General features: G+C 70.9%; 20 protein-coding genes and 1 pseudogene. 5 read left to right on the top strand and 16 right to left on the bottom strand.

Translation table 11 applies throughout. From position 1 onward, the window contains the following. Nucleotides 1-6: 6 nt before the first annotated feature. Genes DEJ16_RS03305 through DEJ16_RS03310 form a run of 3 tightly spaced genes read right to left on the bottom strand, consistent with a single transcriptional unit; the run spans nt 7 to nt 3,741 of the window. Entirely contained in the window at nt 7-930 is a 924-nt protein-coding gene (locus DEJ16_RS03305) for a glycosyltransferase family 4 protein (RefSeq protein ID WP_258365806.1), read from the bottom strand. After that, the gene (locus DEJ16_RS15905) at nt 842-2,449 is read right to left on the bottom strand and encodes a hypothetical protein (RefSeq protein ID WP_258365785.1); all 1,608 of its coding nucleotides are present in this window, start codon (nt 2,447-2,449) and stop codon (nt 842-844) included. The genes DEJ16_RS03305 and DEJ16_RS15905 overlap by 89 nt, the downstream gene beginning before the upstream one ends. Further along, nucleotides 2,446-3,741, bottom strand: a complete 1,296-nt coding sequence (locus DEJ16_RS03310) for a hypothetical protein (protein ID WP_146232799.1) — start codon at nt 3,739-3,741, stop codon at nt 2,446-2,448. The genes DEJ16_RS15905 and DEJ16_RS03310 overlap by 4 nt, the downstream gene beginning before the upstream one ends. A 22-nt stretch (nt 3,742-3,763) precedes the next feature. Between DEJ16_RS03310 and DEJ16_RS03315 the strand changes: the two genes are divergently transcribed. Further along, the gene (locus DEJ16_RS03315; RefSeq protein ID WP_258365786.1) at nt 3,764-4,582 is read left to right on the top strand and encodes a glycosyltransferase; all 819 of its coding nucleotides are present in this window, start codon (nt 3,764-3,766) and stop codon (nt 4,580-4,582) included. 31 nt (nt 4,583-4,613) lie between these two features. Continuing rightward, entirely contained in the window at nt 4,614-5,810 is a 1,197-nt protein-coding gene (locus DEJ16_RS03320; RefSeq protein WP_181419434.1) for a glycosyltransferase, read from the top strand. Between the two features lie 95 nt (nt 5,811-5,905). On the opposite strand, the gene DEJ16_RS03325 is transcribed toward DEJ16_RS03320, so the two are convergent. The 10 genes and pseudogenes from DEJ16_RS03325 to DEJ16_RS03365 form a co-directional block, all read right to left on the bottom strand. Continuing rightward, on the bottom strand, nt 5,906-6,628 hold the full coding sequence (locus DEJ16_RS03325; protein ID WP_110823323.1) for a sugar transferase: 723 nt from the start codon (nt 6,626-6,628) through the stop codon (nt 5,906-5,908). A gap of 43 nt (nt 6,629-6,671) precedes the next feature. Beyond that, a complete protein-coding gene (galE, locus tag DEJ16_RS03330) occupies nt 6,672-7,676 on the bottom strand; it encodes a UDP-glucose 4-epimerase GalE (RefSeq protein ID WP_110823944.1) in 1,005 nt (334 codons plus the stop codon). Nucleotides 7,677-7,681: 5 nt separating this feature from the next. Continuing rightward, nucleotides 7,682-9,691 (bottom strand): acyltransferase family protein, encoded by a 2,010-nt coding sequence (locus DEJ16_RS03335; protein ID WP_181419435.1) that lies wholly within the window; start codon nt 9,689-9,691, stop codon nt 7,682-7,684. Between the two features lie 608 nt (nt 9,692-10,299). Then, the gene (locus DEJ16_RS15910; protein ID WP_375232126.1) at nt 10,300-11,496 is read right to left on the bottom strand and encodes a glycoside hydrolase family 1 protein; all 1,197 of its coding nucleotides are present in this window, start codon (nt 11,494-11,496) and stop codon (nt 10,300-10,302) included. A gap of 75 nt (nt 11,497-11,571) precedes the next feature. Next, nucleotides 11,572-12,402, bottom strand: a pseudogene (locus DEJ16_RS15915) (alpha/beta fold hydrolase); the annotation flags it as partial. Continuing rightward, a complete protein-coding gene (locus tag DEJ16_RS03345; RefSeq protein WP_110823317.1) occupies nt 12,399-14,174 on the bottom strand; it encodes an ABC transporter ATP-binding protein in 1,776 nt (591 codons plus the stop codon). The gene DEJ16_RS03345 and the pseudogene DEJ16_RS15915, both read right to left, overlap by 4 nt. Continuing rightward, the gene (locus DEJ16_RS03350) at nt 14,171-15,124 is read right to left on the bottom strand and encodes an ABC transporter permease (protein ID WP_110823315.1); all 954 of its coding nucleotides are present in this window, start codon (nt 15,122-15,124) and stop codon (nt 14,171-14,173) included. Before DEJ16_RS03350 ends, DEJ16_RS03345 begins: the two co-directional genes overlap by 4 nt. After that, nucleotides 15,121-16,101, bottom strand: a complete 981-nt coding sequence (locus DEJ16_RS03355; protein ID WP_110823313.1) for an ABC transporter permease — start codon at nt 16,099-16,101, stop codon at nt 15,121-15,123. Before DEJ16_RS03355 ends, DEJ16_RS03350 begins: the two co-directional genes overlap by 4 nt. Continuing rightward, nucleotides 16,098-17,882 (bottom strand): ABC transporter substrate-binding protein, encoded by a 1,785-nt coding sequence (locus tag DEJ16_RS03360; RefSeq protein WP_181419436.1) that lies wholly within the window; start codon nt 17,880-17,882, stop codon nt 16,098-16,100. The genes DEJ16_RS03355 and DEJ16_RS03360 overlap by 4 nt, the downstream gene beginning before the upstream one ends. A 115-nt stretch (nt 17,883-17,997) precedes the next feature. After that, nucleotides 17,998-19,098, bottom strand: a complete 1,101-nt coding sequence (locus DEJ16_RS03365) for a LacI family DNA-binding transcriptional regulator (protein WP_110823311.1) — start codon at nt 19,096-19,098, stop codon at nt 17,998-18,000. 155 nt (nt 19,099-19,253) lie between these two features. Here DEJ16_RS03365 and DEJ16_RS15680 point away from each other — a divergent pair, with 155 nt between their 5' ends. Further along, on the top strand, nt 19,254-19,412 hold the full coding sequence (locus tag DEJ16_RS15680; RefSeq protein ID WP_181419437.1) for a hypothetical protein: 159 nt from the start codon (nt 19,254-19,256) through the stop codon (nt 19,410-19,412). A 24-nt stretch (nt 19,413-19,436) separates the two neighbouring features. Here the strand turns inward: DEJ16_RS15680 and DEJ16_RS03375 are convergent, their stop codons facing one another. Continuing rightward, nucleotides 19,437-20,168, bottom strand: a complete 732-nt coding sequence (locus tag DEJ16_RS03375; RefSeq protein ID WP_110823307.1) for a GntR family transcriptional regulator — start codon at nt 20,166-20,168, stop codon at nt 19,437-19,439. A 100-nt stretch (nt 20,169-20,268) separates the two neighbouring features. Here DEJ16_RS03375 and DEJ16_RS03380 point away from each other — a divergent pair, with 100 nt between their 5' ends. Next, entirely contained in the window at nt 20,269-21,411 is a 1,143-nt protein-coding gene (locus DEJ16_RS03380) for an MFS transporter (protein ID WP_110823942.1), read from the top strand. Nucleotides 21,412-21,498: 87 nt separating this feature from the next. Here DEJ16_RS03380 and DEJ16_RS03385 read toward each other — a convergent pair whose 3' ends face one another. Next, nucleotides 21,499-22,671: a Vms1/Ankzf1 family peptidyl-tRNA hydrolase gene (locus DEJ16_RS03385; protein ID WP_110823305.1), complete on the bottom strand. Its 1,173-nt coding sequence runs from the start codon at nt 22,669-22,671 to the stop codon at nt 21,499-21,501. 2 nt (nt 22,672-22,673) lie between these two features. Next, nucleotides 22,674-23,087, bottom strand: a complete 414-nt coding sequence (locus DEJ16_RS03390) for a hypothetical protein (protein ID WP_110823303.1) — start codon at nt 23,085-23,087, stop codon at nt 22,674-22,676. Between the two features lie 205 nt (nt 23,088-23,292). On the opposite strand from DEJ16_RS03390, the gene DEJ16_RS03395 reads away from it, so the two are divergent. Next, on the top strand, nt 23,293-26,358 hold the full coding sequence (locus DEJ16_RS03395; protein ID WP_110823301.1) for a glycoside hydrolase family 2 TIM barrel-domain containing protein: 3,066 nt from the start codon (nt 23,293-23,295) through the stop codon (nt 26,356-26,358). Nucleotides 26,359-26,398 lie beyond the last annotated feature (40 nt).

A 26,398-nucleotide genomic window follows, 5' to 3' on the forward strand; every position in this document is an offset into this window, starting at 1 on the left:
GGATGGTCAGAGGAGGGATCGGTACAGCTCCACGTGTTCTTGGACTGCACGATCGATCCCCAGGCGGTCGCGAACGGTCGTCGCGTTCTGCTCGAAGGCGGCCGCGGCCTCGGCGTAGTGGTCCACACGGCGAAGCGCCAGGTCGAACCAGCGTTCGGCGTCGTCCGGGTGCGGCCGCTCCCAACCGCCTGGGACTTGCTCGTCGGCTCCGCTGACGTCGAAGAGCAGGACGGGCAGCGCCGTCAGCGCGGCCTCACTCGTCACGGTCGAGAGTGCCTCGCGGTGCGACGGCAGGACCAGGAAGTGTGACTTCGCCATCTCAGGGCCGATCTCGTCCCGAGTGCGCGTGCCGAGGTACTCGACGGCGTCGGCGACTCCGAGACGACGTGCTTCGGCCTCGAGATCGGGGCGCAGGGTGTCGCGGTGGGAGATGATCCGGAGCCGAGTCGGGTGGCCCGCTGCGCGCATCCGCCGGACGAGCTCGAGTGCCAGGTGCACCCGCTTGAACGCCACGAGCTGGCCCACGTACAGCAGCTCCCAGGGCTCCCCTGGAGCCGGAGCCCGATGCGGCTCCGGTCCGAAACGTTCGACGGCCAGCGCGCTGCGGATGACGGCGACCTTGTCCCCTTGCACGTGCCTCCCCAGCCGACGACGTTCGTCCTCGGTGAAGACGACGACACGGTCGGCGCGCCGCTCGACAGCGTTGCGGACGAGACGGTGGTGCCACGGCTTCCACCCGCTCGTGTGGTGCGTGAATACGATCCGCTGCCGCGAGGGGGCCAGCGCTCGGAGACATGCGTTCGTGAGGTGGTTCAGGTGGACGATGTCGTACGGGCGCCAGTCACCGCGGAAGTTCGGCGGCGCGGTCGTCACGTCGACACCGATCGCCGACAAGCCGTCGGCCAGCAGGCTGTCGGGGGTCTCGGCCATGTGGGTGGCGCGGTACTCCGCGGTCTGGCCGAAGATGCCCGAGAGCATGAGGATCTTCACGATGTGACCTTTCGTTCTTGGTCGAGGCACGTGCCTCAGGTGGGGTGCTGACGAACCCGAGGACCATCGGCACGAGGACGAAGTAGATGATGTTCTGCTCGATGACTCCGAACGAGGTGACGCCGGCCTGAGCGCTCCAGAGCACCAGCAGCGCACTCCCGTAGGCGGAGAGCACCGTGCTCGTCCCGAGGCGGAGGGTGTCGCTCAGGCTCAGCAGGAGGGCTGCGAACGCGCCGGCGAGCACCACCCCGATGAGTCCGAAGCAGAGGTACCCCTCGAACCAGGTCGGCAGGAGCTGGTCCTTCCCGAGGAAGCTGTGGTAAACGACGTGGTTGTAGACGGCGGTGCTCGACGCGGTCCTCGCCACGTCGGGCGCTCCTGGGATCGGCGACAGCAAGGACAAGCCGAAGGTGCGGATGCCGAAGGGGTTCGATGCCTCTATCCAGGGCAGCGCCGCCGCGAGTTGCATCGGCGTCCCGAAGTAGGGGATCACGGACTGGAGCGCCGGGACGATCCCGATGGAGGGCGCGTCCAACGCCGTCCGACTGACCCAGAGTGTGGCCCGGAGCGTCCCGATGCCGACGAAGAACGTCCCGAGCGCGGCCACTGCGGTGATCATCGGCACGGTCTCCAGACGGCGTCCCGACCGGTCGAGGAACACGAACACCACCGCGAAGACCGCGTACGCCACCGTCGCCCGGTTCAACCCGTAGGACGCGAGTCCGAAGACGAGGACGAGCCCGAGCGGCAGGAGCAGCCACAGCCAGCGTCGGCCTTCCGAGCGACGTCGACGGAGTTCGAGGACGAGGCCGACGAACAGCAGCGGCCGGAGCACCATGCCGAGGAGCACGACCCCGCTGCTCCCAATCTGGTCGTTGCCCTGGAGCTGCTCGATCGCTCCGGAGAGGAAGCCGACGACGGCGGCAGGGGTCGGGAAGCGGATGACCATACCGACGCAGCCGACGACGATCAGGACCCACGTCGGGATGCGCGACGGTCGGAGTCGAGCGACCTGACGTCCGGTACCGCTGCTCGTCCGGACGCGGACCAGTCCGACGACGAGCCTCACGACGATCGCGGTGGCGAAGAACGTCGATCCGAGGAACAGCACCGTCCGCGAGTCCTCCACGTTCCCCAGCCGGTAGTGGAACGCCGAACCGTTGCCCACGTACTGGATGATCACCGGCGCGACACAGCCGCGGGCGGCTTCCCAGGCGGTGAAGAGCGTCAAGCCGTCGAAGCGGACCGGGAGCGTGAGCAGCCTGGAGACCTCGAGCGAGAGGACGACGAGGACCGCGTGCACGACGACGGGGACCGTGAAGGCACGCTCGTCACCGTGCCCGAACACCAGGAAGCCGAGGCTGAGCAAGACGGGCACGACGGCTGCTGCGCGCACGAGGTGGTGGACCGCCGCGCGACTGTCGTCGATCGCTCGGACGACCGCGCTCGCCGTCGTCATCTCGCAGCCACCGATGCGGACGCCCGCCGAGCACTGCGGCCGCGGAGTCCTGCGAGCCGGACGGCGATGCCTGCGACGTGCCCGATGCCGGACGCGAGGACGACCGTGCTCAACGCCCCTCCGAGGGCGACGGTCACCGCCAACGACGCAGCGGTCGCACCGCACGCGACGAGGTCCGCGAGCACCCAGGTCCGCCAGGCTCGGCGCGCGACGCAGACCTGTCCGACACAGATCAGGACCGCCCGCACCGATGTCACCACCAGGACCGCGACCGTCACCGGTACGACCCCCGGGTACCGGTCGATCAGCTCGGGGAAGCCGAGGGTGAGGAACAGGAGCGACACCACCGAGCCGATGGCGCAGAGCACTCCCACGACCATGACGAACGACCGAGGGGTCCACCTCCCCGGGGCGTCGGTCCCCTCGACGAAGTGGCGGACAACGACCTTCCCGAGGTACACCGGCGCGACCGTGATGACGGACGCGAAACGCATCGCGACGCCGTACACCCCCATCGCCACCGCTCCTCCGACCGCACCGACCGCGGCGATGACCATCCAGACCGCGACCTGCCCGAGCAGATTCGCCGCGATCCCGGACACAGCGCCCTCGCGTGCGCTCGGATCCAGACGGACGGGCGCCTGAGGTCGGCCGATGCCGCAGACCAGGACCACGATGGCGATCACGAGGTCAGGGATGACCAGTCCTGCGGCTGCAGCGCCGCCGTCGACCAGTGAACCGATGAGGACGGCGGCTGCAGCGCCACCGACACCACGGAGCGCATCGACCGCGGCGGCGGCACCGGGACGACCGGAGCCCGCGAGGACACCGACGAGCACCTCCGCCACCGGGACCGCACCGCCGAGCGCTCCGGCGACGAGTGCCGGTACGAGCCCGTCGGGCGTCGAGGGGTGGGTGAGGGCGATGAAGCCGACGAGCACGACGAGGAAGGACGCGCACGCGTTGGCGACGAGCACGCCGGCCCGGAGGCGGACCATCGCGCCGACGGCAGCGCACAACCCCGGACCGTCGACACCGTGGGCAGCCGCGGCCGTGTTGGCGGTGATGCCGACGGTGCTGCCGACAACGCTCGCTGCTCCGACTACGAGCGTCTGCAACACGGCGAACTCACCGTACTGCTCGGGCCTGACGAGCGTGGCGAACCACGCGAGCGCCAGGAACTGCACGCCCCGGCCAGCGATGCCCGGGGCCGCCGAAGCAAGCAGCACGAACACCTGACCGCCCTTCCCTCGTGTGCTCGGGCCGTACGACGGCCTCCTGAACGACTCCATTCCCATAATATACTGTATGTGTATGTCGAACTTCTATTCACGGTGCGCTCCGCCCCGCGTTACCGTCGCCATCCCGACCGTGCGCCTGGACGCCCATCTGGACGCGGCGGTGACCTCCGCCCTCACGCAGACCATCGACGACCTCGAAGTGGTCGTGGCGTTGGACGGCGAGCCGATCGAGGACGACCGACGATCCTGGATGGCCGACCCTCGCGTCCGGATCCGCACCAGGCCCTCCCGACGGGGTACGGCTGCGACGCTGAACGCCGTCCTCGGCGCGACGAACACGCCGTTCTTCGCGCGGTTGGACGCAGACGACATCGCTGAACCACATCGTCTCGAGCGACAGATCGCAGCGCTCGACGAGCATCCCGAGTGGTCCGGCGTCGGATCGGCCGCCACGGTGATCGACGAGAGCGGACGACCGCTGGGACACATCGACGTCCCGACGGAGGACACCGCTCGGCAACTCCTTCGGCGGAACGTCTTCGTCCACTCGGCGATGGTGCTCCGGCGATCGCCTCTGGAGCGTGTAGGCGGCTACGACCCGGACTGCGTGCGGATGCAGGACTACGACCTCTGGCTGCGCCTCAGTGCGACATGCACCCTCGGGAACGTCCCGGAGCGATTGGTGCAGTACCGGGTGCACGACGGCATGCACAGCCGGAGGACCCCTGCCTTCTCGGCGTCGGCGCGGAAGGTGATCGCCTCGCGTCGTCGACTCGCACGCAGCCTGGGGAAGCCGCTCGTCCTCCAGTTCGCGCACGATACCGGCTGGACCGCCGGTCAGGTGTTGCGGAATGCGGGTCTCCGCAGACCGCGCTACCTCGTCACCACGTGACCGATTCCCACCACCCCTTCGGAGGCCCCTCATGCCCACCCCCCGCTCCGGCACCCTCGTCGTCAAGACGGTCGACGCGACCCTCGACGTCGTGATGCGAGATCAGCTACGCCACCTCACCACGACCTCGTTGGCACCCGTCACCATGGCTGCCGGCGACACCGGGCGCCTCGATCGCGTCGCTGCGCGGGAGGGCGTGCCAGCCCACGCCCTCGCGCTCGCCCGGGATCCGTCCCCTACACGTGACCTCCGCGCACTGCTCGAGCTCGTCCGGCTCATGCGACAGCTGCGTCCTGAGACGGTCGTGTACGGCACGCCGAAGGCCACCCTGCTCGCAGGTGTCGCCGCTCGGCTCACGGGAGTGCCGACTCGCGTACAGGTCCTCCACGGCCTCCGACTCGAAACTGCACACGGCATCTGGCGGCGGCTCCTCGTCGCGGCGGAGCGTCTGTCCATGACCATGTCGACGCACACCCTTGCGGTCGGTCACGGCCTTCGTCGACGGTGCGGGGAACTCGGACTGCCCACCACCCGCATCGACGTCGTCGGTGCGGGTTCGGTGGTCGGGACCGACGTCGCCCGTGCGACCGCGATCGCCGACGATGCCGCACTCCGAGCGTCCGTTCGTGGTCGCTGGGGGCTGCGTGGTGACGAGTTCGTGATCGGCTTCGTGGGGCGCGTCACCCGGGACAAGGGCATCGAGACCCTCGTCCGCGCCGTCGCGGACGTCCGCGACAGCGGGATCCCGGCCCATCTGGTGCTGATCGGACTGGATGAGGGCGTCGACCTCCTCGACGACGACGTCCGCACGCTGCTGCGCAGTGACTGGGTGACCATGACCGGCAACGTGGACGACCCCGCAGAGCAGTACAGCGGATTCGATGTCTTCTGCCTCCCGTCACATCGCGAGGGCCTGCCGACCGTCGTCCTGGAAGCGTGGGCGACACGCCTCCCCGTGGTGGCGAGCGACTGCACCGGCCTGGCCGATCTGGTGGCGCACGGCCAGACGGGACTCGTCGTTCCGGTCGGCGACCGACGAGCGACGGGAGAGGCGCTCAGAGCGGTGGCAACCGACCGATCGCTCCGACGTGCGATCGCGGACGGCGGACATCGTCGTGCCGTCGAGGACTTCGACCGGTCCGTGGTCTGGGACGCGTTCACCCGGTACGTCGAGAGGGCTCGATCGGAGCGTCGCGAGTCCCGTCGGGGGCGCCGTCGCCGCCCGTGACGCACGACGGAAGGGGCGGTTCGAGTTCGGTCGAACCGCCCCTTCCGTTCCACCGGGACGAGGATGGCCTGAGCGACGCAGACCGTGCTGCCGGCTCAGACTCCGACGAGGTGTCGATCGGTGCCATCGAGCCGATCGTGGTCCCGGTCGGACGGGATGTCGTTCGCATCTGCGGTTGCCTCGAGCACTGCTGCTCGCTTCGCGACCACGTCGTCCGTCGCGGCGAGTGCGCAGGGCTCAGCACCGGAGGCACCACGTCGAGCGAGGACTTCCGGCACGGTGCGGAGCAGGACGACGAAGTCGAGACCGAGTGAGCGACGTCGGACGTACTCGAGGTCGTACTCGAAGCGTCGGACGTACTCGAGGTCGTTCCGTCCGTTGACCTGCGCGAGCCCGGTGATCCCCGGCCGGACAGCGTGCCGAAGTCCGTGGCCGTCCTGTGCGTGGTGCTCGATGAACATCGCGAGCATCGGGCGCGGGCCGACGATGCTCATCTCGCCGCAAAGCACGTTGAGCAGGTTCGGGAGTTCATCCAGGCTCGTCGCGCGCAGGAACGCACCGAGCGGAGTGACACGGAGGTGGTCACTCGCGGTGCCACTGCCGTCGGTGTCCGGCAGCATGGTCCGGAACTTGAGCATCGAGAAGGTCGACCCATGGAGCCCGGTCCGTCGCTGCCGGAAGAACACCGGTCGACCCTGCACGATGAGCAGCGCAACGGTCACGATCGCCCACACGGGCGCTGAGAGGACGAGCAGGACCAGTGCCGCGATGACATCGAGGACACGCTTGGTTCGGTCGTACGGATGGTTCGGGAGCATCGGATTCCTTCCGGGATGAACAGCGAGTACGGCGCGGGCTCGGTCAACCGGCCGATCGAGCCGAGGTGGCGGTCAGGGAAGCGGACCACGCACTCGTGACCGCGTCGACGACGTCGTGGCGGGCCCGCCAACCGAGGAGTTGACGAGCGCGTGAAGGATCAGCCACGACGGTCACGGGGTCACCAGCGCGCGGCGGGAAGGCCTCGATGGCCGCCGGACGTGCGGCGCAAGCCGACACCGCCTGCACGATCTCCAGCACCGAGGTCCCACGGCCCGTTCCGAGGTTGAGCGCGGTGTGCCCGGCGTCCGCTCCGCAGAGGTGTTCGAGCGCGGCGACGTGTGCATCCGCGAGATCGACGACGTGGATGTAGTCGCGGACGCAGGAACCGTCCTGCGTCGGGTGGTCGACCCCGAAGACCGGCACCGGGCACCCCTCCCGCACCGCGCGCATGACGATCGGGACGAGATTCGCTTCCGTTCGGTCGCGCAGTTGCGGCCATCCCGTCCCCGCGACGTTGAAGTAGCGCAAGCTGATCCCCCGCAGTCCCCACGCATGGGCCGCGTTGGCGAGCATCCACTCCCCGACGAGCTTCGACTGCCCGTAGGGGTTGACCGGCGCGCAGGGATGGTCTTCACGCACCTGTCCACCGGACACCTCGCCGTACACCGCAGCCGACGAGGAGAAGACCATCGCGCGGACGCCGCGGTCCTCCATCGCTGCCAAGAGGTTGGTCAAGCCACCGATGTTGCGATCGAAGTACCAGGTGGGGCGGTCAACGGATTCTCCGACCTGCTTCATGGCCGCGAGGTGCACGACACTTCCGACACCATGAGTTCGGATGGTCGCGTCGAGGCGAGCTCGTGCGTGGACGGAAGCGAGGTCGAGATGAACGAAGGGGACGTCGTCGACACGTTCCAGTTCTCCGGTGGAGAGGTCGTCGACCACGACGACCTCGCGACCGGCGTCCACGAGGAGCCGGACCACATGGGACCCGATGTAGCCCGCACCGCCCGTGACCAGCACCGCAGGATGACGTGGTGAAAACATGATGTTCAAAATATCACAGCCGAAATATGGCTGCGAGTTGCTCTCGAACGGGCCCGCCGAGTTCGCGCAGCAACAGCGGTGAGGTGGGACCGGTCGCGGTACACGAGCACGTTCCAGAGCACCGGGGAGCAAGAGTGGGAGCACAGCGCCGGCACGGGATCGATGACCGTCACCGATGGCGCGAGGCCGCTGACCCACCGACGGACGTCGGCGTCGAGCAGCACCCCGCTGGGATGCGCACATCGATCCACCGCCTCGAGGTGGCTCGCGAGACACTCGTTCGGATCGGACGGCCACGACGGGGTGTCCTGTACGAAGACGACCCGCGTGCCGGGCCGCAGGGCGGCCAGGGATCGCCGGACTCCGTCTCGCCAAACGCGCTCGAAGGGGCCGTCGCCCACCTGTCGCCCCCGGTAGAGCGCCGTCGCCTCTCCGACCACGACGACCTCCGGATGTTCTGCGCGGATGCTCGCGAGCGTTTCGCGCCGCCACGCATCGCACTCCCGGTACTCCCGACCGAGTTGCGGGTTGACCACACGGATGTCCGCGAACGGGCAGGCAGCCCGACCATGGACGGTCAGACCCACCCGTGCGTCCCTCGCAGCACGTCGTACGACATCTGCCCACTGCATCGCGTGGCTGTCCCCGACGAGCGCGACACGACGGGTTCGTCTCGGCTCGATCACACACGGCTCGGCGGGTGGGTCGAGCAGGTTCGCCACGCAGTGGGCCGAGTACGGGAAGGGCAGGTCGCGAAGCGCATCGGTGAGCGCCGGGGTGACGTTCGCCGGGACGACGTCGGGGGCGCTCGGTCTCGGAGCGATGCGCGCAGCGTCAGGGCCGGCCACCCGCACGTCCGACGAGGTGCGAGCCGACACGGCGACCGCACTCGGTACGACGAGCGTGGCGACCGCCGCCACGGCGAGCAGGCTCGTCGTCCGAGGACGGCAGCGCTCGAGGAATCGACGAGCGCGCCGCTCCAGGACTGCAGCACTCCCCAGACCGACGGAGACCGTCGCGACCAGGAGCACGAGGCGGAACGGCCAGGGTGTGGGTGCTCCGCGGACGAGGACCGGAAGGGCGAGGAGCGGCCAGTGCCACAGGTAGATCGAGTACGAAGCATCACCGAGCACCACCATCGGCCGTGTACTGAGCAGACGCCGCACCACGTCGAACCGAGCCGAGGTGCCCGGGAGCAGGAGGGTCATGGTCCCCAGCACCGGGAGGAGCGTCAGCAGGCCGGGTTGCACGGTCTCCGGCCCGGCGAGGGCCACACCGGCGGCGACGAGGAGCAGACCGGCGACACGCACCACCGCGGTGACGGCGGGGGCGAACGCGAACGCGGGGCCCACAGCGAGCAGCGCACCCGCCAAAAACTCCCAAGCACGGCTGGGCAGCATGAAGAAGGCGAACGGTTCCGCCACTGCTCGGGCCATCGGAACGCTCGCGAGTGAGACGACGAGTCCGAACCCTGTGACCCAGATCGCACCGCGCCGCTCCGCGAACCGCAGTGCCAGAACCAGCACCACTGGCCAAACGGCGTAGAACTGCACCTCGAGCCCGAGTGACCAGAACTGCCGGAATGCGCTCACCGTGTCGTCTTGCAGGTAGTCGACACCGCGGACCGCGAGGAGGAGGTTCTCGTAGCCGAACACGGCCGCGGTCGCTTCAGGGACCAACTGCGGACGCGCCAGCGGCGAAGCCGCCAGGAGCGCGACGACGAAGGTCGACAGGGCGACCACGACGGCCGTCGGAGCGAGGCGTGAGAAGCGTGCCCGGGTGAACGCCACCAGATCGATCGCACCGGAACGGCGATGCTCGGCGAGCAACATGGTCGTGACCACGTACCCGGAGAGCACGAGGAACACGTCCACGCCGAGGAAGCCGCCGTCCAGTCCTGGCACGTCCGCGTGGAAGGCGAGCACGAGGGCAGCGGCGACGGCTCGGACGCCCTGGAGCTCGGGACGAGTGCTGCGTCGGCGTCGAAGCGGATCGGCTGTCAGATGCAGGAACACGAGGACATGATGGCCGATGTGTAACTCAAGTATCAGCACACTGGTATTCACGTGGAGAACATGCACAACGAAAGGGGTTCGTCCCGGTCACCTCGCCCGGCATGGTCATCGGACACCCGCGGGAGCATCTCGCGGGCACGCCGATCCAACCGCCCGTAACCCGGCGGACGAGCCGCGTGTAGCCCTCGAGGATGTGCCCGCCGGCAATGACGCTCAGCGGACTCGTCGCGTCGAACCGGTTTCGGGCCATGCGAACGCCGTCACGGGCGTTCCTGGTCGGGTCGGTACGCCAGAGCGGATTGGTCGAATCCGCCAGCCGACGGAGGTTCCGGCCGGTGCCGTGCACTATCGTCAGCTCGGTCACCCTGCGGTAGGGCCAGCCGTACTGGCCGGAGCAGAACTGCACGACGGATGTGTGCTGGGCGGCGTGCTGGTCGAGATGCCGGCGGACCGACTCCGACGACGGCTCGTCCGCTCGACGAGCCGTCCCTCCCTCAAGGATCTCCACCGGTGTACGGAGTCACGGGGGCGTCGGTCACCCGGCCACGGAGTGACCGGGTGACGTGGTGCAAGCCGGCCCCGCGCCTCCCGTCCGTCAGGACAGGACGTCAGTCGCGACGCGTCTCGAGCGCGTTCGCCCGTGCGACTCCCCCGTACCACCGCGCCGAGTCCTTCGGCGTCCGCTCGAACGTCTCCCGGTCCCATGCGACGAGCCCGAACGTCGGCCGGAACCCGGAGGCCCACTCGTAGTTGTCGAGCAGCGACCAGTGCTGGTAGCCGAGGACCTCGATGCCGTCCTCGATGCAGCGGTGGATCCCCTCGAGGGCGCCCTGCGTGTAGGCGATCCGGCGGGTGTCGTCGGCGGTGGCGATGCCGTTCTCGGTGATCATCAGCGGGACACCGCCGGAGAGCGCCCACGCCGACCGCAGGCCGTCCGCCGAGGCCTCGGGGTAGAACTCCCACCCGGTCAGCGTCGTCTCGACATCGTCGGCGACGGGCAACGGACCGGAGGGGCCGATGAACGTGCGGGTGTAGGCCTGCACGCCGAGGAAGTCGTCGCCCGCAGCGGCCTCGAGGTACCAGTCGTCACGCGGGTACCCGTACTCGCGGAGCATCTCCTCGGAGCCGGGCTCACCGTTCGCCCGGAACGCCTGGGTCGCGACGGTCCACCCGGACTTGAGGCCCGACACCTGTGACAGCACGTCTCGCGACCGCCGGTGGCTGGCCAGCAGGGCGTCGGCGACGCCCAGGTCCGGGTTCGGCAGGCCGTAGGCGACGAGGTTCGCGGCGTCCTCACCACCCGCGAGCATCGCCGCGATGTTCGGCTCGTTGATCGTGCAGACGTAGCGGACGCCGTCCTGCACGACCGGGAGCGCGGCCTCGGTGTAGCGGGCGAACAAGTCGGCGGCGTCGGGTGCACGCCAGAAGCCGTCGCGTTCGAACCACCGGGGCACGGTGAAGTGCATGAGGGTGACGATCGGTTCGATGCCGGCCTCGTGGCAAGCCTCGACCATGCGGCGGTAGTGGTCGACCTCGGCGCGGGAGACGAACCCGCGCTCGGGCTCGATGCGGGCCCACTCGATGCTGAACCGGTAGGAGTTCAGGCCGAGGTCGGCGGCGATGCGGATGTCCTCGCGGTAGCGGTGGTAGCTGTCCGCGGCGTCGCCGGAGGGCTCGACGATGGTGGTGTCGGGCTCGTGCTCGTGCACCCACCAGTTGGAGCCTACGTTGTTGCCCTCGATCTGGTGGGCGGCGGTGGCGGCACCCCAGAGGAAGCCGTCGGGGAACTGCAGCGTGGTGATGATGGTGCCTTTCAGGTGCGAGCCGGTGCGAGCCGGTGCGTGCCGGCCGAGGAAGTCGTCGAACAGCGCGATGGTCGCGGCCGGGTTCTCGACGTGGGGGCCGTGGTAGCTCGTGGGGACGACCTCGTAGCTGGCGCCGGTGTCCTCGGCCATCTGCCGCTGCCACGGGATCGGCCAGGCGCCGTCCCACTCGCCGTGCGCCACGAGGACCGGGAGCCCGGTCGCGCGGAGTTCGGCGGACGAATCGGTGTGGTCCTCGAGGATGTGTCCGCCAGCGACGACGCTCAGGGGGCTCGTGGCGTCGAAGCGGTCGCGCACCATGCGGACGTCGTCGGGGAGGTCCTCGTCGGGTCGGTACGCCCAGAGCGGGTTCGTGGCGTCGAACAGCGTGCGGTTGTTCCCGCCGGTGTCGTGCAGGATCGTGAGCTCGGTGACCTTGCGGTAGGGCCAGCCGTACGGGCCGGAGCAGAACTGCACGACGCTGCGGAACGACCCCGGCGAGGCGATGGCGGCCGCGCGGGCGATCACGCCGCCGAGCGAGTGACCGATCAGGTGCACCGGGGCGCCGTCGTCGAGCAGCGCCGCGACCCGGACGACGTCGGCCGCTTCCTCGTCGAGCGAGTAGTCGGACGGCGAGGTCGGTGCTGCCGAGTCGGCCTGGCCGCGGCGGCTGATCGCGACCGCGGTCCAGCCGGCCTCGCGCAGCAGGGGCATGAAGGTGCGCCAGTCCTCCTTCGACCCGGTGTACCCGGGGACGATCAGGACCGTGCCCTTCGACTCCCCCGCAGGGACGACGCGGTAGGCGGTGAGCCGACCGACGGGCAGGTCGATGCCGACGGCGTCGACACCCTCCGGAGTCGGGAGGTGCCCGAAGGGCGGAACGGGCGGGAAGTCGAGCAAGGTCGTCATCCGAGCAGTGTCCGCCGCGGGTTCGGGACCGCGTCCAGCAGCGCGACCGTGTAGTCGTCCTGCGGGTGCTGCAGTACCTCGGCCGTCCTGCCGCGCTCGACCACGGCGCCGTCGTGCAGCACCATGATGTCGTCGGTGATGAGGCGGGCGCTCAGCAGGTCGTGCGTGATGTAGAGGAGCGAGACGCCCCACTGCTCCCGCAGGTCCTCGAGCAGCGCGAGGACGCCGGCCCGCAGCGTCACGTCGAGCATCGAGACGGGCTCGTCGGCGATGATCACCTGCGGGTCGCTGGCCAGCGCCCGGGCGATGACCACACGCTGCCGCTGCCCGCCGGAGAGCTGGTGCGGGAGCTTCTGCGCGAACTGCTCGACGGGCGTCAGGCCCACGGTCTCGAGGATCTCGAGCATCCGACGCCGGGCATCGCGCCCGCGGAGTCCGGTGTAGTTCGCGATCGGTCGGGACAGGATGTACTCCACCGTGTGCAGCGGGTTGAGCGCCGCGTACGGGTCCTGGAACACCATCTGCACCTCGGAGCGCAGGTCCTTCAGACCGCGCCTCCCGAGCTTCGCCACGTCCGTGTCGCCGAAGCGCACCGTGCCCGAGGTCGGCTGCTCGACGCCGGTGAGCATCTTCGCGATGGTCGACTTGCCCGAGCCGGACTGGCCGACCAGGGCGAGCGACTGCCCGGGCTCGAGGGTGAACGACACGTCGCGGACGGCCTGCACGGGCTGCTCGCCACGACGGGGCGCCGGGTACGTCTTGACCAGGTGGTCGACGACGATCGGGTTCTTCGCGGCCGAGCGCTCCCGGGAGCCGACGGTGGCGAAGGACGAGGTGGTCTCCTGACGGGACGCCGAGCGCTGCGACCGGTCCGGGAACCCCGGCAACGACACGACCTCAGCCCGCGGGTCCGCGTAGTGCGACAGCAGCATCGTCGTGTAGTCGTCCTGCGGGTCACGGAGGACCTCGAGCGAGCGGCCGTCCTCGACGATCCGCCCCTCGTGCATGACGAGCACGCGCTCGGTCGCCTCGAGCACGATGCCGAGGTCGTGGCTGATGAGGATCGCGGTGAACCCCTCGGAACGCTGCAGCTCGATGATCGTGTCCATCACGGCGTGCTGCACGAGCACGTCGAGGGCCGTGGTCGGCTCGTCGAACACCATGAGCTGCGGCTCGAGCGACAGGGCGAGGGCGATCGACACGCGCTGCCGCATGCCGCCGGAGAGCTCCCCCGGGTACCGCGCGAGCATGGTCTCGGGCAGCTTCACCTTGCCGATGAGCTCGCGCATCCGGGCGTCCCACCGCTCGCGGGGCACATGACCGTGGGCCCTGAAGACGTCGATGAAGTGGTTGCGGATCGTCCGTACCGGGTTGAGCGCGTTCATGCCGGACTGCAGCACCATGGCGAAACCGCCCTGGCGCTGGCGCCGGAGCTCCTCGTCGCCGAGGTCGCGGATGTCGCTCCCGCCGAAGACGATGTTGCCGCCGTTGGTGCGCGCCGGCGGCTTCTGCAGCCGGGTGAGCGCGTAGCCGAGCGTCGACTTGCCGGAGCCGGACTCGCCGACCAGGCCGACGAACTCGCCCTTGCGCAGGGAGAAGGAGACGTGGTCGACGGCCTGGACGGCCGTCTGGCCGGCCGACTCGTAGACGACGGACAGGTCGCGGACGTCGAGCAGGACGTCGGTCCGGCCCTGGTCCTGCGGAGTTCCGGACGGGAGGCGCGTGGCGGCGCCGCCACGCGCCTCCAGGCCGTCGCTGGTTGCGCCGCTCATGCGGTGACCTCCTTGCGCTTGCGGCGCGCGCCCTCGCGCAGCCGCGGGTTGGACACGGCGTCGACGCCGAAGTTGATCAGGGTGAGGCTCATCGCCAGGAGGGCGATGCAGAGACCCGGGGCGAACAGCAGGATCCACTGACCGGTGAGCAGCGCGTTCGAGTTCTGCGCCCAGTAGAGGATCGTGCCCCAGCTGACGATCGACGAGTCACCGAGTCCGAGGAACTCGAGGCCCGCCTCAGCGAGGATCGCGCTCGTCGCCGCGCCGAAGAAGCTGCCGACGATCAGGGACGTCATGTTCGGCAGGATCTCGCGGAAGACGATGCGCGTCGCACCGTCGCCGGAGAACTGCGCGGCCGTGACGAAGTCGCGGCTGCGCAGGGACTGCGTCTGGCTGCGGAGGACGCGCGCGCCCCACGCCCAGCCGGTGACGACGATCACGGCGATGATCACCGCGATGCCGCCGTTCTGCAGGTACGCCGCGATGACGATCATCAGGGGAAGACCCGGGATGACGAGGAAGAGGTTCACGATGAACCCGATGACCTCGGCGACCCAGCCGCGGATGTAGCCCCAGCTCAGACCGATCGCGACGGCGACGAGCGTGGAGAGGAAGCCCGCGACCGCGCCGACGAGCACGGAGACCCGGGCGCCGTAGATCAACTGGGAGAGGACGTCCTCGCCGGCGGCGGTGGTGCCCATCCAGTGCGCCCACGTGGCGTCGGCGTTGCGCTCGAAGCCGTTCTGGCTGGCGCCGTAGGGGGCGAGGAGCGGGGCGGACAGGGCGATGAGGACGAAGGCGCCGAGGATGCAGATGCCGACGCGGGCCTTGGTGTTGCTCCAGACGACGCCGAGCTGGCGAGCGGCTGCCCTGAGCTTGGAGGGGGCGGTTTCCTGTTCTCCTCGGGTCCGTACTGCCACCGTTGTGTCCGGTGCTTTCGTGGTGGTCATCGGCGCGTCCTCGGGTCCAGGACGCCGTACAGGACGTCCACGATGAAGTTGGCGATGAGCACCGACACGGTGATCATCAGGAAGAGGGCCTGCATCAGCGGGTAGTCCTGCCCGATCACGGCGTTGAACAGCAGGTAGCCGATGCCCGGGTAGCCGAACACCTGCTCGACCAGCACCGAGCCGCCGACGACACCGCCGAGTGCCAGGCCGAAGCCGGTCAGGTTCGGCAGGATCGCGTTCCGGGCGGCGTAGCGGACGGCGACCGTGCGACCGCGGAGGCCGTTCGCCTCGGCGAAGGTGACGTAGTCGTCGCCGAGCGTGTTGATCATCGCGTTGCGCATGCCGATGATCCAGCCGCCCAGGCTCGTCACGAGGATCGTCACCGCCGGCAGGATCGCGTGCCGCAGGACGTCGCCGATGTAGGTGCCGTTCCAGCCCGGGACGCTCGTCGCGGACGAGGCACCGGTGGTCGGGAACCAGTGCAGGACGTAGCCGAGGAAGAACAGCAGCAGGAGCGCCGTCCAGAAGTACGGGAACGTCGACATGAAGGAGCCCGACAGGGTCGGGAGCGAGTCGAGCCAGGTGCCGCGCTTCCACGCCGCCGCGACGCCGATCAGCGTGCCGATGACGAACGCCAGGATCGTCACCGTTCCGACGAGCACGAGCGTGTACGGCAGGGCACGGCCGACCAGGTCGCCGACGGGCTGCGGGTAGAACGTGTAGCTCGTGCCGAAGTCGAGCGTGACGACCTGGTGCAGGTAGCTGACGTACTGGTCCCAGAGGTTGCCGCTGGGGACGCCGAGCTGGGCCTCGATGGCCTTCTTCGTGGCGTCGGTGACCGGACCGTTCTGGCTGAGCTTCGCGAGCGCCGCATCGGACGGGCTGCCCGGCATGAGACGCGGGAGCACGAAGTTCAGCGTGACCGCAGCCCAGAGGGTCAGGACGAAGAGGACGAGTTTCTGGAGGACGTACTTCACTTGGCCTGCTCCTCCAGGATCTTCTTGCCCGCCGCACTGTCACGGAGCCGGAGCTTCGTGAAGATCAACAGCGGTGCGGAGTCGTAGTTCTGCGGTGCCATGTACGGGTCCTCGGCACTCGGCCAGCCGACGAACTTGCCGGTGTTGAACAGGCCCCAGAGTCCGCCGTAGTACATGCCGATCACGGGCAGGTCGTCGTACACGATGGCCTGCAGCTTGTTGAGGATCTGCTGCTGCTCGCCCCGGTCGGTCGTGCCGCGGTACTCGTCGAGGAGCTTCTGGGTGTCCGCGTTCTTGTACCGCTCGAAGTTGTTCACCGTCGACTTGCCGACCGGCTGGTAGAAGTCGCTCGACAGCAGTGAGTTGTAGGCCTGGAAGACGTCACCGTTCCCCATGCCGCCCATCGCCATGTCGAACGTGCCGTTGTTGATGTTCTGCTGGTAGCCGGCGGGTTGCGGAGCCTGGATCTGCACCTCCACGCCGATCTTCCCGAGGTCACGCTGCACCTGCTGTGCGGCACGGAGCCAGTCCGAGTAGCCGTTCGCGGTCATCAGGGTGATCTCGAGCTGCTTGCCGTCCTTGACGAGCTTGCCGCCCTGCTGCTCGTAGCCGGACTTCGCGAACTCGGCCAGGGCGCGGTCGGTGTCCTGCGTGATCATCCCCTCGTCGGGGATCGACGGGTCGAGGTACTGCTCCTGGTTCGGCAGGATCAAGCCGGTCTGACCCGCTGCGCTGAGGTTGCCCTCGGAGGCGGTCTCGGCGATGCCGTCGCGGTCGAGCGCGTACGAGATGCCCTTGCGCACGTTGACGTCGTTGTACGGCGCCTTCGTCAGGTTCGGGATGAGGCCGATCACGCCGCCGGCAGGGAACCACCACTTGTTGTCCGGCGATGCAGCGCCCCACGTGCCCTCGACGTCCGAGATGAACGAGTACGCCCAGTCGTAGCCGCGTGTGACGGTGTCGAGCTGCGTGTTCGTCGCGGGGAGCACGAGGTGCTCGATCGCGATCTCGTCGGCCTGCCAGTACGTCGGGTTCTTGTCCATCGAGTACTGCTGGTCGGAGTAGTTGCCGAGCACGAACGGGCCGGTGCCGACGGGGTCTGGGTCACGCCAGGTGACGGGGTCCTTCACCGTGCCGTAGTGGTGCTCGGGCAGGATGTACGTCGCGCCGATGATGTTGAGGCTCGGGACGTCCTCGCCCTTGAGGTGGAAGACCAGGTGGTCGCCGTCCCGCTCGATGCGGTCGATGTGCTGCCACGCGCCCTTCACGTCCATCGCGGGGAACTCCTTGAGGAGGTCGAACGTGAAGACGACGTCCTCTGGCGTGAACTCCGTGCCGTCGGACCACTCGACGCCCTTCCGGATCGTCATGTCGATCGTCCGCGCGTCGGGCAGCTCCCAGGAGCTCGCGAGCCACGGGGTGCCCGTGCCGTCGAGGGGGTTGATCTCGATGAGCGGCTCGTACATCCACTTGCTCGCGGTGCGGGCGTTCGGGATGTAGGGGTTGAAGTTGCGGTCGAACAGCGGGTTGCCGCGGTCCGCGTTGATGAGCATCGTGTCCTTGCCGATGCTCGGGTCCGGCTGGGAACGGACCTGGATGCTGCAGCCGGTGGCCACGAGGGCCACGACCGCGAGTCCGGCGATGGCTGCGGCGAGGCGGCCGGCACGGGTCCGGCCGGCACGGGACTGGCCGGACCGGTGCGATGCGCCCGGGATGCCGCCCAGCCGGGGCCGAGGGCCCTGGGCGGCGGGCCTGCGCGTGCGCTGCGGGGGAAGCGTCATTGCTCGGTCGACCTCCGTGTCGAGTGGGTACCCACCCAATGTATGCGCTTACATCTCGCGGTGCAAGTGTGGACGTTGTTGCGCAGGGTGTCACGCTCCGGACCGGGGCCGACGGTCAGAGCGACGGCGGGCAGCTCTCGCGCAGGAGCACCTCGACCGGCAGCCGGACGGACCGTGGCGGACCCTCACGGGAGTCCAGCCGGTCGACGATCGCCCGGACCGCGGCCCGGCCGAGTTCACCCATCGGCTGGTGCACGGTCGTCAGGCGTGGGGACGAGAAGCGTCCGGCGTCGATCCCGTCGAAGCCCGTCACGACCACGTCGTCAGGCACCCGGAGACCGCGTGCGAGCACGGCGTCGAGCACCCCGAGCGCCGACTGGTCGTTCGAGCACACGATCGCCCGCGGCACCTGCTCGTCGAGCAGGGCCCGGGCGAGTTCGCGGGCCCGGGCGCGTCCGAAGTCCCCGTGCACGGTGCGCACCGCGTGCTGGTCGAGTCCGTGGTCCTCGAGCGCGCGGCGGAACCCGGCCGTCCGCTCCTGGTCGTCCGGCGAGTCGACCGGCCCGGCCACGTACGCGATCGACCGGATGCCGAGACGCCCGATGACGTGGGCGCCGAGGGTCCGCATGCCGGCCGCGTTGTCGACGCTGATCGAGTCGAAGCCCCGCGAGCGCCGGTCGTCCGCCAACACGACGACCGGGATCCGGCGCGCCACGTGCTCGAGCAACTCGTCCGGGACCGTCTGCGCGAGGACCGCCAGTCCGTCCACCCGGCCGGCGACGTCGTTCACGACGACGTCGCGGGACGGCCCTCGACCGGCCGCGACCATGAGTGCCAGACCGCGCTGCCAGGCCTCGGTCTCGGCGCCGCGGAGCACCTCGTCGAAGTACAGGTTCGACGGCGTCGGCTGGATCACGTGCCGCCGGTCGTCGACCACGCGCACGCCGCCGTCGGTGACCACGTCCGGCCGCTCGTCCGGGACGACGTCGAACCCGGGCAGCAGGAGGCCCACCACCCCGGTCCGGCGACCGGCCAGCGCGCGGGCGTTCCCCGACGGCACGTACCCGAGCGTCCGGATCGCCGCCTGCACCCGGTCGCGCGTGCCCTCGCGGACCGCGTCGGGGGTGCGGAGGACCCGGGAGACCGTCGCGATCGACACCCCGGCCGCGGAGGCGACGTCGTAGACCGTGGGAGGTGCGCTGCGCTGCGGGCCCACGCCGGTCCTCCCTCGCGATCGGAGCCGTGGGCGAGCCGCCCGACGACGCCGACCATCCTAGGCAGCCCGTGTTCCTCCGGACGCGCCCGGAGGGTCTTGCGGACGGACGCGGGCAGGACGACACTGGCCCGACCATCCGGAGAAGGGACGAGCAGATGTCACAGTCGACACCGTCCGGGCGCAGGGACGCGCACCGGCTCTCCAGCGACGAGGCCGAGGTGCGGGAGGCCCTCCTCGACCACGACGCCGATCCGCACCTGACGTGGGTGACCGCGCAGCTCGACGGGACGGAGGAGCACCCGCTCGTCGAGTGACCGCGGCCGCCGGTGCGGGCCGCGTCAGGCCCGGCCGGCTCCCGCGTCGACGCCCGCCCGCTCCGGCGCACCGACGATCGCCATGCCGGCACCACGGAGGCGTCGTCCCTCCTGGGCGATGAACCCGAGCAGGCGGTCGTTCGTGCCGGCCACGTGCGCCGCCACGAGCTCCGCCGCACGGTCCGCGTCGCCGCTCTGCACCGCGTCGAGGATGTCGCTGTGCTCCTGCCACGCGGCGTCGCGCGTCTCCGGCGTCCGGACCTCGATCCACCGGGTTCGCTCGAGCCGGGTCAGGGCGTCCGCGACGGCGTCGGTGATGAACCGGTTGCCGCCGAGGGCCGCGAGGTCGAGGTGGAACGTCGAGCCCATCCGGATGCCGGCCTGCTGGTCCGGCGTCGGGCGGAGGGCGTCGAGGTGCGCTCGGACGGCGTCGAGGGCGTCCGGCTGGGCGCGGGCGACGGCGAGCCGGGCCGCGGCGGGCTCGAGCACCCCGCGGAGTTCGGCGAGCGAGGCGATCTCGCCGAGGTCGATCGGCGTGACCGTCCACGAGCGGCCCTCGTGCAGGATGAGCCCCTCACGCTCGAGCCGCGACAGCGCCGCCCGGACCGGGGTGCGCGAGGCGTGGAAGCGCGCTTCGAGGCCGCGCTCCGAGATCCGCTCCCCCGGTGCGATGTCGAGCGTCAGGATCGCGGCGCGGAGGTTGTCGTAGAGCTGGGCCGTCTGCGACACGGGTGCGGCGTCGGTCGGTTCGGTCACGGGCACCCAGCGTAGTGGCGTCGTCCCCGTTGGTATACCGTTCCGGTACACCAGCCGAGACGGAGGCCACGTGACCCGCACCCCCGCCCGAGCGTGGACGATGCTCGGGCTCGGGGTCGCCGCGCAGGCCGCCGGCACGCTCGTCGTGACCGCGCCAGCACTCCTCATCCCGCACCTGCACGCCCAGGGGCTGTCCCTCACGCAGGCCGGTCTGCTGGCCGCCGCCCCCACCGCGGGCATGGTCCTCACGCTCATCGCCTGGGGCGCGGTCACCGACCGCATCGGCGAGCGCATCGTCATCGCGGGCGGCCTCGTCCTCACCACCCTCGCGGTCGCCGGGGCGTGGATCGCCGACCACGACGCGGTGCTGCTCGGGGTGGCGTTCCTCCTGGCCGGCATGACGAGCGCGTCGACGAACGCGGCGAGCGGGCGGGTGGTCGTCGGCTGGTTCCCGAAGGAACGGCGCGGTCTCGCGATGGGGATCCGGCAGATGTCGCAGCCGCTCGGTGTGACGCTGGCGGCCGTCACGGTGCCGACGCTCGCCGAGACGTCCGGCATCCGGGCGGCCCTCGTCCTGCCGGTGGTGCTGTGCGCGGTCCTCGCGGTGGCCGGCGCGCTCGGGATCGTCGATCCGCCTCGCCCGCCTGCGGCAGCCGCCGGCCCTGCCGCCGAGAACCCCTACCGGTCGACGGGGTTCCTCTGGCGCATCCACGCGGTGTCGGTCCTGCTCGTCGTGCCGCAGTTCACGCTGTCCACGTACGGCCTGGTGTGGCTCGTGACGCTCGGGTGGTCGACGGCTGCCGCGGGCCTCCTGGTCGGCGCGTCCCAGTTCGTCGGGGCGGTCGGTCGGATCCTGGTCGGGGTGTGGAGCGACCGCGTCGGCTCCCGCGTCGGCCCGTTGCGCGTCGTGGCCGTCTCGGCGGCGGCGGTGATGGCGGTCCTCGCGCTCGTCGACGTGGCGCACCTGCCGGCCGCCGCGGTCGTCCTCGTGGTGGCGACGAGCGTCACGGTGGCCGACAACGGGCTCGCGTACACGTCGGTCGCGGAGGCCGCCGGCCCGCGGTGGTCGGGCCGGGCCCTCGGCGCGCAGAACACCGGGCAGTTCATCGCGGCGAGCGCCGTCGGCCCGGGCATCGGCGCCCTGGTCGGACTGGTCGGGTTCGCGGGGTCGTTCCTGCTGGTGGCGGCGCTGCCGGTGCTGGCCCTGCCGCTCGTCCCGCGGGCGGACCGCTCGCACGACTGACCTCCGCGCCGGTCGCGTGTCGGGATGGTGGACGGACGGGAGGCTCGTGGTGGCGCCGCCACGAGCCTCCCGTCCGTCGTCGGCCGGTCAGGCCCCGGGGACCTCCGGTCCGGTGCGCCAGCGCAGCAGCGCGGCGGTCGGGCCGCCGCCGGGCAGCGCCGCGGCGTTGGCGTACACGACCTCGGCGTCGGTGAGCAGTGCGGCGCGGACGAGCCCGACCGCCGCCGGGACGGGTCCGAGCACCGCTGCACCGAGCGCCTGCTCCGGGGCGGTCGCGATCCAGGGCGCGGCGTCGAGGGCCAGGACCGTGCGGTCGGCGAACCCGACGGGGTCGAGGACGACGACCGACGGCTGCGCCTGCTGCAGCGCCTCGACGACCGGGCCGAGCCCCGCCGCGACCTCGCCGTCACCGCGTCCCTCGTGTGTGCGGAGGAGATCCTCGACGTCGTGCCGCCGCTGGGCGACGACGCGGGCGAGCGCGATGTCGACGTGCTCGCGGACACCGTCCTCCGACGCGTCGGACGCCCGCGGGTCGATCGGCACCTCGGAGAGCAGGGGTGCGGTCGCCTTCGTCTTCGACAGCTCGGCGACGAGGAGCTGCCGCGCCCGGATGTCCCCGGCGACGACGATCAGCCGTGGTGCCAGCCGGTCGACGGCGTCCTGCACGGCGGCGGCCACCTCGGACTCGTTCTGTCGCCAGAGTTCCTCGGTGTGGTGCTGCCAGCGCAGGTGCGACCAGCCGCCGCCCTGGAACTTGTGGAGCGTGTCGGTACGGCCCTCGACCTCCTGCTCCTCGCGCTGGTCGGGGTGGTCGACGTGCCCGAGCCGGTAGGCGCGGTAGCCACCGCCACCACGGCCGACCTCGACGACGAGGAACGGGACGTCGAGCGGGCGGTGCGCCAGGAGCGGCACGAGGTCGGGCACGGCGCCGTGGCCGACGGACTCGGGTCCGTGCATGTGCCCGGGCAGCAGGTCACTGAGCACGAGCTTGCCGTCGTGCACCAGGACGTAGCGGCTGACCGGCGCGGGGACCCCGGGCGTCTCCTCGAGCTCGGCCATCACGGTGTCGATGACGTCCGCGTCGGCACCCGCGGCGCGGAGGGCGTCCTCGGCCTTCCGGCGCTGCAGGGCGGCGAGGTGCTGCGGGTCCTCGCGGTCCCCGGAGGCGTCGACGTACGCCCAGGTCCACGTGCCGCCGGTGGCGAGCCGGGTGCCGAGCGAGCGTCCTTCGTCGGTGGCCTCGTTCGCGGTGACGGGCATGCTCAGGCCTCCTCGTCCGTGGTCGGCAGGTCGTCGGTGTCGCTCGCACCGTCGGCCGCCGAGGCGTTCGACGACGTGACGTCGGCCGACGCGTCCGGGTCGGCCGCCGAGGACGTCGAGTAGACCGTCGCGTCGGCACCGTCACCGCTGCCGTCCGGCTGTTCGGCGGCGACCCCGTCCGGGTCGTCGGCGGTGTCGACGTCCGTCGAGTCGTCGACGAGTGCGCCCTCGAGGTCGCCGTCGTAGCCCGAGGCCTGGACGGTCTCGGCGTCGTCGGTGTCGTCCGGTACCGGCTCGGACTGGCGGAACTCCTCGACGTGGGCGTTGCTGCCGTGTCCCTGGACGATGCTCTGCGCCTCGTGCGCCAGCTGGTCGTCGAGCTCCGGGTTGTGGGTGGTGTTCCCGCGTTCGCTCATCGTTGCTCCTCTCGTGGGGGTCCCACGCTCCGCGACGGCACCTGACCCCGATCCCAGGTGGACGTCGGGTCCTGTGGTTGGCTTGACGCTGCACCCGATCGACGACGCGCCGGGACGACGGCACGGTCGCCGTCCCGGCCCCGCTGATCGCCACACCCGTCCCGAGCGCCCCGAGCGCGGGGCACCACGGAAGGACTGGTCGACGTTGACCGACGCCGCACTCGACGACCTGCACGCGACGACGCCGGGCTCGGCGACACGACTGGCGCCGCGCGCCTGGCTGCACACGGACGCTCCGTGCCTGTCGCTCGCCGGGGAGTGGGACTTCCGCTGGTCGCCCGTCGCCGACGCCCCCGCCTTCGAGGACCCGGACGGCTGGGGCACGCTCCCGGTGCCCTCGCACTGGGTCCTGCACGGCCACGGGGCGCCGAGCTACACGAACGTCCAGTACCCCTTCCCGATCGACGCCCCGCACCCGCCGGACGAGAACCCGACCGGTGACCACCGCCGGACCTTCACCGTGCCGGGCTCCTTCGACGGTGCCGCGCGGGTGCTGCTCCGCTTCGACGGTGTCGAGTCGCACTTCCGGGTGTGGCTGAACGGGCAGGAGGTCGGGTGGTCGACCGGGTCCCGGCTCGCGACCGAGTTCGACGTCACCGAGCTGCTCGTACCCGGGGACAACGAACTCCGGGTGCGCGTGCACCAGTGGTCGGCGGCCTCGTACCTGGAGGACCAGGACCAGTGGTGGCTCCCCGGCATCTTCCGGGACGTCACCCTGCTCGCCCGTCCGGTCGCACCGATCGACGACGTGTTCGTGCGCGCCGCCTGGTCCGCCGTCCCCGGCGACGGAGCGAGCGCCGGGACCGCAGCGTCCGGCCGTCCCGCGACGGGCACCGGCACGATCACGGTGCCGAGCATCGAGGCCACCTTCCCGGTGCGCTTCCGGGTGCCCGAGCTCGGCGTGGACGTCACCTGGGCCTCCGCCGAGGACGTCGCACCGGTGACCGTCGAGGGCGTCGAGCCGTGGAGCGCCGAGGTCCCCCGCCTGTACGACGCCACGATGTCGGCCGCGGGTGAGACGGTCGCGCTCCGGCTCGGCTTCCGCACCGTGCAGATCGTCGGCGACCGCTTCCTCGTCAACGGCGAGCGGGTCGTCTTCCACGGCGTGAACCGGCACGAGACGCACCCCGAGCGCGGGCGGGTGTTCGACGAGGCGCACGCCCGCGCGGACATGGCGCTCATGAAGCGCAGCAACGTCAACGCGATCCGGACGTCGCACTACCCGCCGCACCCGCGCGTGCTCGACCTCGCCGACGAGCTCGGGTTCTGGGTGGTCCTGGAGTGCGACCTCGAGACGCACGGGTTCGAGGCCCTCGGCTGGCAGGGCAACCCGTCGGACGACCCCGCGTGGGAGGACGCCTACCTCGACCGCATCGCGCGGACCGTCGAGCGGGACAAGAACCACGCGTCGATCGTGATGTGGTCGCTCGGCAACGAGTCCGGCACGGGACGCAACCTCGCCGCGATGGCGCAGTGGGTGCACGCCCGCGACACCGAACGCCCCGTGCACTACGAGGGCGACTACACGGGCGAGTACACCGACGTCTACTCGCGGATGTACCCGACGCTGCAGGAGACCGAGTCGATCGGCGGCGGTGCGGCCACGCCCCTGCTCGGGTGCGGTCCCGCCGAGGCCGCCCGGCAGCGCTCGAAGCCGTTCCTGCACTGCGAGTACGTGCACGCGATGGGCAACGGCCCCGGCCAGATCGCCGAGTACGAGGCTCTGGTCGACCGGTACCCGCGACTGCACGGCGGCTTCGTGTGGGAGTGGCGTGACCACGGCCTCCTCGCCCACACCGCCGACGGCACCCCGTACTACGCCTACGGCGGCGACCACCACGAGGTCGTGCACGACGGCAACTTCGTGATGGACGGCCTCGTGTTGCCGGACGACACCCCGACGCCCGGCCTCGCCGAGTTCGCGGCCGTGGTCGCGCCGGTGCGCCTCTCCGTCTCACCCTTCGGCGGTGGGACGGCCGCGGGCGGCGGCACCGTGCTCATCGAGAACCGGTACCACTCCGCGTCCACCGCGGGCCTGCGGTTCGTCTGGACGCTGTCGCGGAACGGCGTCGTCGAGGCGTCCGGGAGACTCGCCCCCGGTGTCGTCGCCGCGCGGGGGTCCGCCACGGTGCCGGTCCCGGCGGAGGTGCTCGCCGCGGCGGCGCTCGCCCCCGGCGACGAGCTGTGGTTCGAGGTCGTGGCGGAGCTCGCCGGACCGACGGCGTGGGCGGACACCGGCCACGTCGTGGCACGCACCCAGACGCTCGTGGCGAGCGCGCCCGCCCGGGTGGTCGACGCCGCTCCGCAGCGCGCCGGGACCGGCTCCCGTGGACCCAGGTCGGGCTGGGACGGCGACCGTCTCGGGGAGGCGACCTTCACCGCCCGTGGCGACCTCGCCTCCCTCAAGGGGCACGCGGTCGCCGGCCCACGCCTCGAACTGTGGCGTGCGCCGACGGACAACGACCGTGGCGCGTCCCAGGGCGGCTACGAGACGGCGGACCCGGTGCTCACCGGCGGGGTCGGCGATCCGGATGCGCCCTCCTCTGCGTCCCGGTGGGAGGCCCGTGGGCTCGACCGCCTGACGCACCGGCTCGTCGCGGTCGAGCGGACCGACGACGGCCTCGTGCAGCGCGTCCGCGTCGCGGCGGCGAACAGCGGGGCCGGCGTCGAGGTCACGCACCGCTGGACGCTGACCGACGCCGGGCTGCTCCTGCGGACCGACGCGGTGCCGTTCGGTGGGTGGGACGTGACCTGGCCGCGGGTCGGGGTCCGCATCGACCTGCCCGCCGCGCTGCTGGACGGGACGGTCTCGTGGTTCGGTACCGGCCCGGACGAGTCGTACGCGGACTCCTCGCACGCCGCGCGCGTCGGACGTTTCGAGGCGCCCGTGTCCGCGATGACGACGCGCTACTCGATGCCGCAGGAGACCGGGCACCGTCCGGAGCTGCGGACGCTGACGGTCGGTCCGTTCACGGTGTCGACCGTGCCGGACCCGGCGTCGGGGCACCGCGCCGGGTTCACCCTGACGCCGTGGACCGCGCAGCAGGTCGGGCGTGCCGGGCACCCGCACGAGTTGCCGACGCCGGACGCGCTGTACCTGTACCTCGACGACGCGCAGCACGGCCTCGGGAGCCGGGCGTGCGGCCTCGACGTCCTGCCCGAGCACCAGCTCTGGCCGAGCGCCCGGAGCTGGAGCGTGCTGCTGGCGTAGGGCCGCGGCGGCAGCTGCACGGCGGCGGCTGCACCGGCAC

It is taken from the genome of Curtobacterium sp. MCJR17_055 (assembly GCF_003224335.1).
Classification (GTDB): Bacteria; Actinomycetota; Actinomycetes; order Actinomycetales; family Microbacteriaceae; genus Curtobacterium.